The following is a 15146-nucleotide window of genomic DNA, read 5'->3' on the forward strand; positions in this document are numbered from 1 at the left end:
ATGGACGGAAAAAATATTTTCACGCCTTTTTCTCAAGAAGAACTTATCCCTCAACCCGAGCGTTTAGAGATTCCTCACAAAAAAGAGCGCTTTGATATTGGAATTCCAAAAGAAACAAATAATCAAGAAAAAAGAATTTGTCTTTCTCCTGATGCAGTCGAAATTTTAGTCAACAATGGACATCAAGTTACGATAGAAACTGGAGCAGGAGAAGGTGCAAATTATTCGGATAAAGAATATTCGGAAGCTGGTGCGCAGATTTCTTATCATACGCAAGCCGTTTTCGAAAAACCTATTATTCTAAAAGTTGGACCACTTACTTTAGAAGAAATTGATTGGGTAAAACCCAATGCTTTGATTATTTCTTCTGTTCCAACTAATACATTAAAACGCGAATATTTTCAGAAATTAATTGCTAAACGTGTAAATGCCGTTGGTTTTGAATTTATTCGAGATGAACAAAATCATTTGCCAGTTGTGCGTTTATTAAGTGAAATTGCTGGAACGACTGCTATTTTAGTAGCTAGTGAATTAATGTCTTCTACAAATGCTGGAAACGGAATTTTGATGGGTGGCGTAACTGGTGTTCGACCAACAGAAGTTGTAATTCTTGGGGCTGGAACTGTTGCTGAAAATGCCGCTAGAACAGCTTTAGGATTAGGCGCTTCAGTTCGTGTCTTTGATAATTCATTAACTCGATTAAGACGTTTACAACAAAATATTGGTCAACGTGTATCTACTTCTACATTAGATCCGAAAGAATTAGGAAAAGCTTTGCGACGTTGCGATTTAGCAATCGGTGCGCTTCGTGGAGAAACGCGTACACCTTGTGTGGTAACAGAAATGATGGTTCAGAACATGAAAGCTGGTGCAGTTATTATTGATGTAAGTATTGATCAAGGTGGTTGCTTCGAAACATCTGAATTGACAACGCATGATCAACCGATAATTATTAAGAATGATATCATTCATTATGCGGTTTCTAACATCACTTCTCGCGTCGCACGTACCTCTACCAAAGCGTTGAGCAATTATTTCTTGTCTTATTTATTTCAAATCTCAGAAGAATCTGGTTTTGCAAATGTGGTACAATCGGATAAAACTATTAGAAATGGCGTATATTTGTACAAAGGAAGAATTGTAAAAAAGAACTTATGTGATTGGTTTGATTTACCATTTCACGACATTAATTTATTGATTATATGACGTTTACGCAAAGATTTATGAAGTATTTGATGGGAGTAGGAATTGGGATGGTTTTCGTCGCAATGGCGTTTGGTCCTCGCGCATTCTCATGTAACTACTTTCCAAATGCAAGAGTTTTGGATGAAGCTTATTCAAAAAGATTATCTATTTCACCAGAAGCTCAAGCATTTATGAAAGCTGAAAATTTAGATTCAACTTTCTTAAAAAAAGAATTATTCAAAAGAAGTAAGGTTGATTTTGACAAATCAAAAAAAGACAATATTCCATGTAGAGAATATCTTGCAAATTATAAAAGCAAAGACAACTCAAAAGATTATGATTTTGTTTTAGAAATTTGTAAAGAAGATTCTAAATTGGTTTCTATTCAGAAAAAATAGACATAAAAAAATCCCTTCAAAATGAAGGGATTTTTTTTATTAGATTATTTTTAATTCACAAATTTTAATATAGTCAAAGCAATGACAAAAATTAAAATTGCTACAATAATTACATCTTTAAATTGTACTTTTTTCGTACCGAACTCGACATTTCGGTTCAGGCTTTTTTTCTTTTTATTGGCTTGCATAGGTTGATATTTGTACTGCAAATTTATACAATTTATTGTAATATCAAACCATTTTTCTTTAGTAAAATAATTCTAAAACAATAAGATATCCTAAATTCCAATTTCTATCTGTAAACGGGCGTACCAGTTGTTTTTCTTTTCCAAATTATAAAACTTTTGTTGCTCATATGTCACCTCTGCTTGCAGTTTAAATGCATGTTCCCAAATATATTTTGTCAAGCCCAAACTATATTCATTTGTATTAGGTGTAAACTCAAAAATCTTATGATTTACTTTTTGTGTAGAATATCTTCCAATAACTTCCCAATGTTTTGGAAAAGTATAAGAACCTTGGAAATCCATTCCTTGTCCATTATAAATATAGTTAAAGTCTGTTGCATCTTCTGGATTATAAAAAACTGTTTTATCCGAATTTCTACTTAAATAGGCATACATAAAACTCCAGCCTCTGTATTTAAACATTGCATCTAAAAAAAGGGATTGAATATTTGCAGTTCCAAATAATTCATCTCCTTGTTGACCTTTTGTTTTGTGTGCATTATTGTTGTAACTATATGCTCCAGAAACCATCAGTTTTGGCGTTTGTTCATGTGACAAATCTCCTTCATAACTACTTCCATCATTTGTAAAAGCTCCGAACGGAAATAATTCTACTTTACCCGTATACGCTAAACCAGTATCATCAAACTTTGTCCAGTTTCTCCCCTCTCCTGTCGAAATAGCTCCACGTAAAGTATAAGAGAAATGATCTTTTGCTTTTTTAGAATGTTGAACTTGAAATCCAAAATCGCGATCAATATTAAAATCTGCATTATTTAAAGAACGATCTGTTAATTGCAAAGCACCTGATGAGTTGTTACGTTGTCTATTTCCTGGTAATTTAGTTTGTCCAAATCCAAAACTCCAATGATTATTAGGATTATAAAAAATCATGGCATCACGTATAATGTTGGTATTCTTTCCTTCTTCCGCCTCACCTACATCGCCAGATGCAAACGAAAGTTGTAACGAATATTCAAATTTCGGGTTACCAATATAACCATCTAATCGAAGTCTTAAACGACGTATTTGAGCATCAATTTTGTCTTCTTCATCCTGATTATCAATATATGTCACTCTATTTTGCATTCTAAAACGAATATTTACTTGATATAAACTATCAGGAGAAGTAATTCCCAATCCATCTCCATAACTATAATAAGGTGACATCAAGTTTTTATACTCTTCGTTTTTGATTGAATCTTTTTTTTGCGCAAAAAGACCAAAAGACAACAAGAGAAATGGCAAGGCTAAATAATGCTTCATAATATGGCTAACTTAATTTTGGTGCAAAAATGCATGGAATAAAATTAAATAATTGTAAAGAGTAAATTAAATTAACGTTAACAATGCCTCGAAGTTACGAATGCGATGCGTGTCATCAATCTCGATGATTTCTATTTGTTGCGGAAAAATAGTTTGTTGAATTTCGAAAAAATCCTTTAACTTTTCAAAATCTAATACCTCATCATGTACAGATAAAAAAACTGTAGTATTCTCAAAACGGTTCATATCAACCAAATATTGATTTAGATTTTCAGGAAAATTATTTTCAACTTTCATCGACACATCAACCAAAGGATTTAATAATACCAATTCACTCGATTTTCCGTTCTCTTTTAGCTTTTGCTGCAACTGCCAGCCAAAATTTCCTCCAGTCGAACTACCAATAATTGTTAAATCTTCTACAACTCCTTTCAAATGATCGTAGGCATCTAGCAATAAAGCCGAAATTTTATCCTCTGTTTTCCACTCTATACAAATTGCAGAAGGATAAATTTTTAGAATTGATTTGAATTTAGAAGAATTAGCCGAACTATTTAGCCCGTGGATATAAACAATTTGTCGATTATTCGTATTCATATTCAGTGCAATTAAACCTTTAAATTAAACTTTTTCAAGAAGTTAATTATAAATGAAATGTAAATTTAACAATATAATTTTAATGAAAAAGAAACTTATAGAATTGATCACCTCATTCTTACAATTCTATTTTAACAACTATGGTCGTTTATTTGAATAAAAAATCTTCTTTTTATTCCCTATCTACGTTGCAAACGTAGCTGGTTACGTCGAAAACCAAGCCAGCTTACAAAAGAACCAAGCTAGCTTAGTAAAAAACGTAGAGAAGTAGGTTATTAAAAGAAAAAAACCTCTGCCGATTGGCAGAGGTTTGTGTATTATTCTTCTTTTTATATTCTGTTTATTGAATTCGCATAGCAGAAATATAGTTTTCTCCATGAGAATTACTACCTAAAACATAATATTTAGGATATGCTGCTGATGATGTTGTTGTTGCTTCAGCAGTTTGAATATTAGCTGTTGTTGTTCCAATTTGATAATTAGAATATTTTCTAATACCTTGTTGCAACATTAAATAATATCTTTTTTTAGTAGAACTAGTATTAGTAATAATTACTTTACCATTAACAACGCTATAATTTGGATTAGTACTACCGGAAGTAGCACCAAAAACATTCATCAAACCTCCTATCAAGAAAGCAGAAGTAGTTGGTATATCTGCTGATCTAGCAACTGCTGTTGCAGTAGTATTTTCAGTAAAAGTAAGTTTGGTATAAATATTATTTAAACCTGTTACTCCATTCTGAATTTCAATTAGAATATTAGCTTCTACCTCCCATTTACCTGGATCCAAATCAATATAAGATCCTAAGTGATATGTAGTACTTGAATTGTCTAAATTAATGCTAGCATTTTGGATTGTCGCACCTGTACCATTTGGATATAACTGAATTGCTGATGATGGAGCAACCATCACTCCTGCTACTTTTTGAACTGCTCCTGCAATTGGTTGCCAAGTAGTACCATCAAAAGTATAATAACCAGCAGCCTTAATATATGGCACTTGTGCTAAACTAGCTCCTGTTGTTCCTCCACTTGCATCAGTTACATAAACCATTGTTCCTGTATGTGCTGCACCATAAGTAGAAGCTACTTTATTTGCTAATTCTGTTTTTGTAATATTAGGCGCTCGTACTCCATCTGGGGTTGTGGTTGGATTAACAGTTGATTTAGCAACATCTAAAGTTGCATTTGGTGATGTTGTTTTTATTCCAAAACTTCCCGTATCTGTTACTACAACCTCTGTTCCTGCTGTTCTTACTGCTCCTGTAGATGTTGTTCCTAATTCTACACGTGTATTTGTTGTGTTATTTACCCACGCATCGTTTGTAGAGTCTCCACCTGCTGTAGAAGACATTTTTTGCCAAAAGTTACCATCAAAATAATAGTATCCTATTGCTGTCACATTTACAACCTGTGCTAAACTTGCAGGAGTGCCTGTAGGATTACTTGCATCTGTAACATAAACAATAGTACCAATTTGATCAGAACCATATATACTTGCATTTTTATTTGCTAAATCTGTTTTCGTTATATTTGGAGCTCGTACGCCATCTCGTGTTGTTGCTGTATTAACTATAGATTTTACAACATCTAAAGTTGCATTTGGTGATGTTGTTCCTACCCCCACCTGTGCATGAGAATAATAAGTTAAGCTTATAAAAGCTAAACTAAGTAAAGTTTTTTTCATGATAATTATTTTGTTGATTCTTTATTTATAATATAGCACATTGTGCTTCATTCGATTAAATCGAATAAATTTTAAATAGAGAGAAGAGATAAGTTTACTAGAGATTAAACCAGAAATGGTGGTGGACGAGAGAATATTGAAGTGTTAATCGAATTATTTAAAATTCTCTCTGTAATTGATCTTAATCGTTGATTTTTCTTTACAATAAAAAAATAGCCATTTTCGCCTTTTTATAAGGCAAAACACCATCCGTATAATGACAATTAAAACTTTGACATACAATAGGATTGTCAATAAAACTCTCTCCTTTTATAGAAATAGGTTTTGTTGAATAAATTGACTTTACCACTAGAACTCTGACAATGTTATCTTGAAGGTGTTCTGTTAACTTTTTTGATTCTTGTTGTTTCTTAGGAAGCTTTACTAGTTTAGAAATATGTTCTTTTTTTGACTCCTCTTCCTTTCGAGACTCTTTAAATTTAACTATTTCTACTTGTTTTTCTGTTTCCGGATCTAAAGTCAAAGTTGTTCCAGAAGATACATAAATTTTGGGCTTTTGAATAATTTCTTTTTTAGAAACATTGATTGAATCTATTCCAATACCAACATGTGCATACATAGATGTACACACGAAAAGAAAAAGTATAAAAAAGAAGTGAAATTTCTCTTTCATAGTAGGTTAGGATTAATTGGCACAAATATATATAATATTATAATAAAATTAACATAATATTTTATTATCCCTCTTAAATATAAAAAAAGCGACCAATTTGGTCGCTTAAATATCTGAGTTATATTATTTTTCAAGATCAAAGCCCCAATCAATTCCTTTCGAAATTGCAGGAACCCCTTCTGTCATCCATTTCGGAGCAGGTTTATCTTTTAGATAATGATCAAAAAATTGAACTTGTCGTTGTTGAATATCATTTTTATTTGCACGTTTTATCAAGTTATGATCATCTCCGTTATAATTCAACATCCAAACAGGTTTTTGCAAACGACGCAATGCCATAAACATTTCAATTCCTTGATACCAAGGCACAGCACCATCTTCATCATTATGCATAATAACAACCGGTGTCGTTACTTTTGGCATATTAAATAATGGTGAATTTTCGATGTACAATTCTGGTGCTTCCCATAATGTTTTACCAATTCTACTTTGTGTTTGCTCGTACTGAAACTGACGGCTCATTCCTGTTCCCCAACGAATTCCCCCATAAGCAGAAGTCATATTTACAACTGGTGCACCTGTCCAAGCAGCAGCATACATATTCGTAGCGGTAATTAAATGAGCAACTTGGTAACCTCCCCAACTTTGTCCTTGTATTGCAATCTTATCGCCATTTACCCACGTATTTTTTTTCAACGCTTCTACTCCAGAATTGATATAATCTTCAGCAGATTTTCCTGGGTGACCAATTGTATATGAAATATCTGGTGTAAATACAATATAATCGTTACTTACAAAATACGTATGATTGATACGAGAAGGCGTTGGTGCAGGTGCTTGATAACGATTCAAATTATCCGAAAGTTTTTCATAGAAATAAACAATCATTGGATATTTTTTATTTGGATCAAAATTTTCAGGTTTATAAACCACACCTGTTGCATTTTTACCAGAATATGTTTTCCACATTACTAACTCACCATTCCCCCATAAATAATCTTTTTGTTGTGGATTGATTGCTGAAACTTTTTTCTCATCTTTAAAATTAGTTGATACATATACATCTGGAGAATTACGGAAAGATTCTTTCGTGTAAATATATTCGTCTGCATTTAATGCCTTTGTCATTTTTTGAGTTCCCCACGTATTTGACATGACAACCTCTTCAGGATTTTTAGCTTTTGAAATAATTGTTTGGTAAACACCCGATTGTTTATTCAAGTTATTAAAAGCTCCTAAATAAACCAATCTATCACGATTTAAGGTTTTTACATCATCGTTTAATTGATTGATATCAAAGGTAATATTATGCTTACGTCCGAAGCCATTTGTCATATTTTCTGGACGACGATTTCCTACTAAATCAAATTCCCAAATATCATAACGATCTTTAATTAATACTGTTTCATCATTTTCAGTGAAATATGCAACACCATATTCTTGTGCTAACGTTGGTGAATCATTTTCTTCATCATAAAATTTCACTTTCAGCTTTTTATTCAGCACTTTAGTTTCTTTCGTCTCGATGTTATAACTTGACCATAAACCACTTTCAGCATTATAAAAAACAGCGAATTTTCCGTTAGGTGACATTTCAACTTTTCCAGCCAATGCTTTTGCAAATAACTCACGTTGTCCTGTTTTGATATTGACAATGTAATAATCTTTTCTTCCTGTTATATCCCAATTCGAGCTTAATCGATACGCATTATCAGAAGTTCCTAAAGCAAAATTTGAATTTCCTTCGTTCAACATCTCAACCTGATTCATATCCAAATCTGCTAATTGTGTCACTTTTACAGGATTTGACAAATCGATTACCGATAAATACGAACGTTTTTTCTCACGTTCAAGATTCTTTAATTGTTGTGGTTGAATAAAATCGTCCTTGTAACTCCATACATCCACTTTTGCATAATCATCTGCAATTAATAGCGTATCTTTTTCTGCTAATTTCGGCATCAAACCAATGAATAAAGAGTTTCCATCTTTACTAAATTTTGGTTGACGATTTTCTGAAACTTGCCAATCTTTCTTTAATCCTAACAATTCAGATTTCTTGATTTGTTGCGGATTATTTGTTGCAGAATAATATAAATAATATGTTTTATTTTCTTTTTTCTCGTCATCAGAAGTACCAACAAAAGCTACTTTATTTGCTAAATCATCAAACGCAAATTGTTTGAAATCTCCAATTGTATCAACCAATTGTTTTTGAACAAAAGTTGCTGTATTTACCAAGAAAACGCCATATTTAGTTTTATCTAAACTGTCTTTTTTCTCTTGTTTTGTCGAAAAAATTAATTGTTTACCATTTTCGCTAAACTCATAATTCATTACATTTTTGAAAGATTTTTTCTGACCAGAAATCAAATTTCTCAACACCAATTCTAACGGCGTATCTTTCTTATCTTTTCCAGCTGGCTTTGCAGGTTTATCTTTTACTTTTACTGAATCAGATTTATCTTTTTTATCATTCTTCACCTCTTCTTTTTCTAATAAATAAGCTAAAAAAGATCCAGCTTTTTTAGGCGTTTTAAATGATTTGATATTTGGTAACTTCTCTACTTGATTTGTAGCAAGGTTTAAAATTCCAATTGAATCTTTTGCTATTTCATTTTCTTTTTTCTTTTTGATTCGAACCAATTTCAAATCTTTGTAAAAAGGTCTAATCTTGAAAACAGCAAACTTAGAATCTGCAGTAAAAACACCTTGTTCTCCTCTATGGAAACTAAAATTTTTATCTGTTTTCAGACCAAAAAAATTCAACGTATTGTCGCTTTCTTGAGCATTTACCTGATAAGCAACCCAAGAACCATTGTTTGATAATTCTTTCATTCCAATTGATTGCCATTCATCAAAGACAGTCAAATCAAGAGGTTTCTTTTGCGCATCAACATTTGTTGCTAATAATGCAATAGCCGCAGCAAACATTGCTTTTTTAGTCAAAAGTTGAGTCGCATAATTTTTTAAAGTTTGAGTAGATAATTTCGATTTCATCCTAACTATATTTATGCGTTAAATACTAATAAAGTCGTGAAAATACTAAAGTTTTTACAAAGTATTAACATAATATGGTTTAATAATACTTTCGGTTGTATTTTTGTTTAAAATATCTTTACATGAAAAAATATCTATTAAGTATTGGTTTAGGAATTTCTATGATTGCTTCGGCTCAAAATATTCAAATTGTTCCATTGGGTGTATACGGAGGAAGTAATGAAAGTAATCTTTCTTCATATTTAATTGGAGAAGAAACAACCAATAGCTATTTGGCTTTAGATGCAGGAACAATTTATTCTGGAATTAATAAAGCGATAGAGAAAGGTACTTTTGAAGAGGAAAATGGTAAAATTCTAAAAAATTATATCAAAGGATATTTTATTTCTCATGGACATTTGGATCATCTTTCTGGAATGATTATCAACTCACCAGAAGATTCTAATAAACCTATTTATGGAATATCAGAAATGATTGATGTTTTAAAAAAGAAATATTTTACAAATGATGCATGGGCAAATTTTGCAAATGAAGGAGAATCGCCAATCTTAAATAAATATTATTACAAATATGCAGAAATAGGAGCTCCATTTACTATTGAAGGAACCAATTTTACAGGAACAATTTATGAATTGAGCCATGTAAATCCATTAAAAAGTTCTGCTATTTTAGTTGAAAATGGTTCAAATGCTGTTTTGTATTTTGGAGATACAGGAGCTGATCGCATTGAAGGAACAAAAAATTTGAGCACAATTTGGAAAGCTATTTCGCCTAAAATAAAGTCAGGAAAACTAAAAACATTGATGTTAGAAGTTTCTTTCCCTAATTCTCAACCAGAAAAATTATTGTTTGGTCATTTGACTCCAAAATTGATGAATGAAGAAATGGGAGAACTTGCAAAAGAAGTTGGGAAAAGCAAATTGAAAGGACTTACTATTATTGTAACTCATATCAAACCAAAAGGAGATTACGAGCAAAAAATCAAAGAAGAGTTATTGAAAGATAACCCGTATGGAATTAATTATATCTTTCCACAACAAGGTGAAAGAATTATTTTAAAATAAATAATAATTACATATTTATCATTTAAAGACAAGATAATTTTTAAATATTTATTTTTGTCGGTCAATTTTTATTATTTTGATAAAATAGCACTGTTGTTTTTTTATTTATTCATATGGCTATTCTACATTTGAATAAACCATAAGAAAAAATGACCGCGCAAATAGGAGAAATTTTATTGATCGACCAACAACAATACATTATTGCCGAACAACCTTTACACCATTATTTTAGAGCTTTAAAACATCCTCCCTATTTTACGCCTCCATCGCCAACTTGTTGGAGAGGATATTACGGAAAATGGGAATTGAGAAATGATGAATTATATTTAATTAGTTTTAGAGGATATTTAGACGATTTAGATGAAGTTGAATTAACTTATTTATTTCCTAAAAAAGAAGAAGTTTTTGCAAACTGGTATTCTGGAATTATTAAAATTCCACACGGAAAATTATTACAATTTAATCAATTGACACACACTTCAATTTACGAAGAAGAGTTGATGTTGTGTTTTGAAAACGGAAAACTAATCGATTATATCGTTCATAGCAATTGTACAAATTCTGAACGAGAAGTTGAGATCTAATCAATCGACTACTTCAAAACTTGTCGGTGAATTCGTCTTGTTATTTGACCTTATTATTCTTTCGAATTCACCGATTTTAAAAATTAAAAAGCCAACTCTTTTTAGAGTTGGCTTTTTAATTTATCTAATAATATTGAAAATTAACAATTCTCAATTACGCTTTTTACCACTTTTATTACATTTGGCATTGCATTATTAGCTGCATTTAATACATCTTCGTGCGAAACATCAAACGAAATTTCTGGTCCACCTAAATCTGTAATAATAGAAACACAGAACACACGCATATCCATGTGACGAGCTACTATAACTTCTGGAACAGTACTCATTCCTACACAATCTCCACCAATAAAACGTACCAATCCATACTCAGATGGTGTTTCGAAAGTTGGACCTTGTAAACCTACATAAACACCTTGATGAACAAGAATATCATTTGCTTTTGCAAATTCTACAGCTTCGTTCAACATTTCTTTGTCATATGCTTTTGACATATCCACAAAACGAGGTCCTAATTCGTCGAAATTTTTTCCACGTAAAGGATGCTCTGGCATCATGTTGATATGATCTTTTACAATCAAAATATCACCAACTTGGAAATTTGGATTAACCCCTCCTGAAGCATTTGATAAAATCACTTTTTTGATTCCTAATCCATTAAATACTCGCATTGGAAAAGTAACTTCTTCCATCGAATATCCTTCGTAATAATGAAAACGACCAGCCATCATCAAAACTTTTTTACCTAAAATAGTTCCGTATACTAAATGACCTTTGTGCCCTTCTACTGTTACTTGAGGAAAGTTTGGTATATCTTTGTAGTTAATAACAACTTTATTTTCTACTTCGTCTTCTAATTTTCCTAATCCAGACCCTAACACAATTACAAATTCTGGTTGATCTGGCAATAAATTATTTATGTACTTTACAGCCTCATTAATTCTGTCCAACATACTCTAAAATAGTTTGATTAAATTTTTCTTTATCGTTAATTTCTATACTAATCGGAATGTAGTATAAATCGTCTTTTATCATGGATTCTTCGATCAAGCGCATATAATCCTTCTCGGTTGTCATGATAATTTTATCAAAACGTTTTCTACCTTCCGTATCGTCGTATCGTTTGTAAATATACTCAATTTCTGATTGACTAAAATTATGGTGATCTGGATATTCTAAATGCAACACATTTCCAAAGTTTTCTTCTGCAAATTTTACCAAACCATCTGTTTTTGCAATTCCAGTTACCAAGATAACATTCAGATTTTTCCAAGTCGATTTCTCAACATTATCCAATTTTCCAATTAATTTATTGTCATAAATAATTTTAGAAAAAAATAATTGTTGATGAGATCTTAACTTAATTTTTTTCGAAATCTCTTTGTGTTTTTCTTCCGAAATTCGATCTGGACATTTTGTGACAATAATAATATCTGCACGGCGAACTCCACTTCTACTCTCTCTCAAATCCCCAGCTGGTAATAAAAAATCTTTGTAATATGGATTATTAAAATCCGTCAACAAAATATTGAAACCAGCTTTTATCCCACGATGTTGATACGCATCATCCAACAAAATTGCTTCTGCATTATAATGATCAATCAATTTTTGCGCTCCAAAAGCTCTATCTTCACAAACAGCAATCAATATTCTATTTTTAAAACGTTGAAAAAACTGCATTGGTTCATCTCCAATGTCATACACTTTTGAAGAATAATTTGCAATCAAAAACCCTTTCGTTTTTCGTCCATATCCTCTACTCAATGTACTAATCAACTTTTCGTCTTTCAACAAATCAATCAAATACATAATGTGAGGTGACTTCCCAGTTCCACCAACAGACAAGTTTCCAACATTAATGATTGGAATATTGAATGATGAAGAACGCATCATTCCTATATTATAAAACAGATTTCGAACAGAAGTTCCTATCCAATATAAACCAGAAAATGGAAGTAAAAATCTACGCCAATTCATTTTTATTTTTAATATTAAGCGAAAATACTATTTTCAATTTTAATTCTAAAGAAAGAAACACTTCATTTCTTTTGAGTAGCGAAAAAAAACCTATTCTTTCGAACAGGTTTTAAATATTTTTAATCGTATAATTTATTCAATTCGTTTGCATAACTTGTTTTATCCTCTATTTTCCAACCATAGGTTTTAGCAAGAAAATACAAATCGCCAAGATTTTGAATTAACTGTTGATGCGCCTCTTGTTTTAGTTTGGTTTGATCGACGGTTTTTTCTACATGCTCAACTGCTCGTTTCTTAATTCCGTTCAAATCATCTTTACTAAATTTATTGAAAACACTTTGATCCATGTCATAAAAACTAACATCTGGATAAACTTGAATTTCAACTGGTGGAATTGATCTGATGATAATTTTTTTATTTACAGAATCCAGTTCAATATCCATTTTTTTCAAATCATACGTTGCTTGTGCTTGTGCTTTTACTAAAAGTGTCACCTTTTTATCTGCTGAATAAATATCAGATAAACCAGGCAACGATTTTTTTGAAGTATGATTGTACAAATCCGAATATGTTTGTTCTGCAACAATCATTTTATTCATTCGTTCGATTTGATAAGCAATCACATGAGATTGTTCACTGTAACTTTCAGTTTTAAATTTATCCATGATGAAATACGTAATCATCACGCCTAAAACAAAAGCTACAACGACAAGAATTATTTTCTTTAAATTATTCATTTGCATAATTTGGTTTCAATGGCGTACCATTCACAATCTGTGCCAAATCTTCTTCTAAATATCCAGAAACTGGAGATTCAACAATTCTACCAACTTCCTCTTTTTTATTGTTATAAACGATAATTGTCGGAACGTGTGTAATATTTTTATTTATTTCTTCTCCATTAAAACTTTTCTTTTGATGATTAACACCAATAACTTTCAAGCGGTTTTGAGAGAATTTCATATCATCTAAAATTTTATATAAACGTGGTAATTCACGACGAGAATCTGGACACCAAGTTCCTACAAAAACTTCTATTCTATAATTTCGTAAATCTTTTAAATCTTTTAATTTAATCTTTTCAACTTCATAAGAATCATACTCTTGGTTATACCAACCTTTGAAATCATCTTCCTCTAAAGCTTCTCTGTTAAATTCTCCTGTCAACATTTTCTTCCCATTTTCTGCTGTAATCGTGCGATTTAACACTTTTTTCTGAGCAAAAGTTTGCGTAGAGAATCCCAACATTGCAACAAGAGCAATTGCCAATAATTTTTTCATTATATTTTTAGTTTATGGTATTAAATGTATAAATAATTAGTCAATCAATTGACCATTTTTTATCTTAATTGAGCCAATTTCAAAAGTTGCCAATTGATTCAACAAAGGATAATTCTTTGTTATTCCTTTATAAATTTGTTGTTTTGCATCAATTTCAAGATGACCAATAAATTTGCGTAAATCACCAATTTCTATAATTTTCGCAATTTGTTCAACCGAATTACTTGCTTCATTATATACATCTTCGAAATAAATTCCTAAATCAACAACAGATGAATTTTCATCATTCTTTAATTGAACATTATGAATCACAACATCCAAATATTTTTGTCCATTTTGAGGAATTGTTAAATATTCATCAAACGGAAAACTTTCTTGTTTAGCCAAAGCATTCAATCCAGCTAAAATAGCCAAAGCATTGTATCTTCTTGTCTTATTTCGTTGATAATCATTTGGAAAATGTCCTGCTTCAAATAATACACATGGATAACCCATTTTTGTAAAATTATCTCCTGTAGACATCGGATAAAATTCTGATGTATAACGACCTATATGTCCAGGAATCACTTTTTGCAATTCAGTATTCATCGACTGGATAATTCCCATCGTTTTTTTGCGAACTTCGTTCACATCTTCTTCTACATTGTAAGAGGGCGCTAAAAAAGAGAGCGTTGCTGGTTTCGCAGTTTGACCAACATTAAAAATTGTACGCTGATCATGTAAATTAAACAATGTTTGATAATTTCCTTTTTCCACTTGATTCAACAAAACATGAATTTCTGTCGATTCCTTTGCTAAAAAATCACGGTTAATATCAATTCCGACCGCATTTCTACGTGTATTGACATTTGCACCATCAGGATTTAACATTGGAATAAAATCAATTGTCAATTGAGATAAAATAGTTTGAGCTAACTCAGATTTTTGTTCAAAAAAATTGATTACATCAAACATAGCACGAGTTCCTGAAGATTCGTTTCCATGCATTTGAGACCAAATTAATAGACGTTTTTCTCCGGTTCCGAAACTTAACTTATAAATTTCATTTCCTAAAAAAGATGTTCCAATTTGTTCTTTTTGAGATGTTTTTAATGAAAAATATTCATTCAGAGCTTCAAAATTTAACCATTTAGAATCAAAACCTTCTTGTCTGAAAGTTGAATATTCTTTATCTAATTGATGAATATCAAACATTTAGTGTTAT

14 protein-coding genes are annotated in these 15146 nt (G+C 31.2%); 4 read left to right on the top strand and 10 right to left on the bottom strand.

Annotated elements, in window-relative coordinates; translation table 11 throughout:
- Entirely contained in the window at positions 1-1206 is a 1206-nt protein-coding gene (locus AC2I98_RS04310) for an alanine dehydrogenase (protein WP_486413398.1), read from the top strand.
- A 17-nt stretch (positions 1207-1223) separates the two neighbouring features.
- Positions 1224-1583: a hypothetical protein gene (locus AC2I98_RS04315; protein WP_486413399.1), complete on the top strand. Its 360-nt coding sequence runs from the start codon at positions 1224-1226 to the stop codon at positions 1581-1583.
- Positions 1584-1861: 278 nt separating this feature from the next.
- On the opposite strand, the gene AC2I98_RS04320 is transcribed toward AC2I98_RS04315, so the two are convergent.
- The 5 genes from AC2I98_RS04320 to AC2I98_RS04340 form a co-directional block, all read right to left on the bottom strand.
- Entirely contained in the window at positions 1862-3076 is a 1215-nt protein-coding gene (locus AC2I98_RS04320; RefSeq protein WP_486413400.1) for a porin, read from the bottom strand.
- A 66-nt stretch (positions 3077-3142) separates the two neighbouring features.
- Positions 3143-3673 (bottom strand): YqiA/YcfP family alpha/beta fold hydrolase, encoded by a 531-nt coding sequence (locus AC2I98_RS04325; protein ID WP_486413401.1) that lies wholly within the window; start codon positions 3671-3673, stop codon positions 3143-3145.
- Positions 3674-4013: 340 nt separating this feature from the next.
- Positions 4014-5363 (bottom strand): hypothetical protein, encoded by a 1350-nt coding sequence (locus AC2I98_RS04330; RefSeq protein WP_486413402.1) that lies wholly within the window; start codon positions 5361-5363, stop codon positions 4014-4016.
- Positions 5364-5562: 199 nt separating this feature from the next.
- Positions 5563-6036 (bottom strand): hypothetical protein, encoded by a 474-nt coding sequence (locus tag AC2I98_RS04335; protein ID WP_486413403.1) that lies wholly within the window; start codon positions 6034-6036, stop codon positions 5563-5565.
- Between the two features lie 123 nt (positions 6037-6159).
- Entirely contained in the window at positions 6160-9036 is a 2877-nt protein-coding gene (locus tag AC2I98_RS04340) for an alpha/beta hydrolase family protein (protein ID WP_486413404.1), read from the bottom strand.
- Between the two features lie 122 nt (positions 9037-9158).
- Here AC2I98_RS04340 and AC2I98_RS04345 point away from each other — a divergent pair, with 122 nt between their 5' ends.
- Together AC2I98_RS04345 and AC2I98_RS04350 are read left to right on the top strand one after the other, a co-directional pair.
- Entirely contained in the window at positions 9159-10100 is a 942-nt protein-coding gene (locus AC2I98_RS04345; RefSeq protein ID WP_486413405.1) for an MBL fold metallo-hydrolase, read from the top strand.
- Between the two features lie 149 nt (positions 10101-10249).
- Positions 10250-10684 carry a hypothetical protein gene (locus AC2I98_RS04350; RefSeq protein WP_486413406.1) on the top strand — a complete coding sequence of 145 codons (435 nt, stop codon included), beginning with the start codon at positions 10250-10252 and terminating at the stop codon, positions 10682-10684.
- A 140-nt stretch (positions 10685-10824) separates the two neighbouring features.
- On the opposite strand, the gene AC2I98_RS04355 is transcribed toward AC2I98_RS04350, so the two are convergent.
- From AC2I98_RS04355 to AC2I98_RS04375, 5 genes are all read right to left on the bottom strand, one after another.
- Positions 10825-11637, bottom strand: coding sequence for a purine-nucleoside phosphorylase (locus AC2I98_RS04355; protein ID WP_486413407.1), 813 nt, complete (start codon positions 11635-11637; stop codon positions 10825-10827).
- Positions 11621-12661: a tetraacyldisaccharide 4'-kinase gene (lpxK, locus tag AC2I98_RS04360; protein ID WP_486413408.1), complete on the bottom strand. Its 1041-nt coding sequence runs from the start codon at positions 12659-12661 to the stop codon at positions 11621-11623. The genes AC2I98_RS04355 and lpxK overlap by 17 nt, the downstream gene beginning before the upstream one ends.
- Before the next feature lie 119 nt (positions 12662-12780).
- Positions 12781-13398, bottom strand: a complete 618-nt coding sequence (locus AC2I98_RS04365; RefSeq protein ID WP_486413409.1) for a DUF4230 domain-containing protein — start codon at positions 13396-13398, stop codon at positions 12781-12783.
- On the bottom strand, positions 13391-13942 hold the full coding sequence (locus AC2I98_RS04370) for a TlpA family protein disulfide reductase (protein WP_486413410.1): 552 nt from the start codon (positions 13940-13942) through the stop codon (positions 13391-13393). The genes AC2I98_RS04365 and AC2I98_RS04370 overlap by 8 nt, the downstream gene beginning before the upstream one ends.
- 36 nt (positions 13943-13978) lie before the next feature.
- On the bottom strand, positions 13979-15136 hold the full coding sequence (locus AC2I98_RS04375; protein ID WP_486413411.1) for a M14 family zinc carboxypeptidase: 1158 nt from the start codon (positions 15134-15136) through the stop codon (positions 13979-13981).
- Positions 15137-15146 lie beyond the last annotated feature (10 nt).

It is taken from the genome of Empedobacter sp. EJD.6dd (assembly GCF_057369435.1).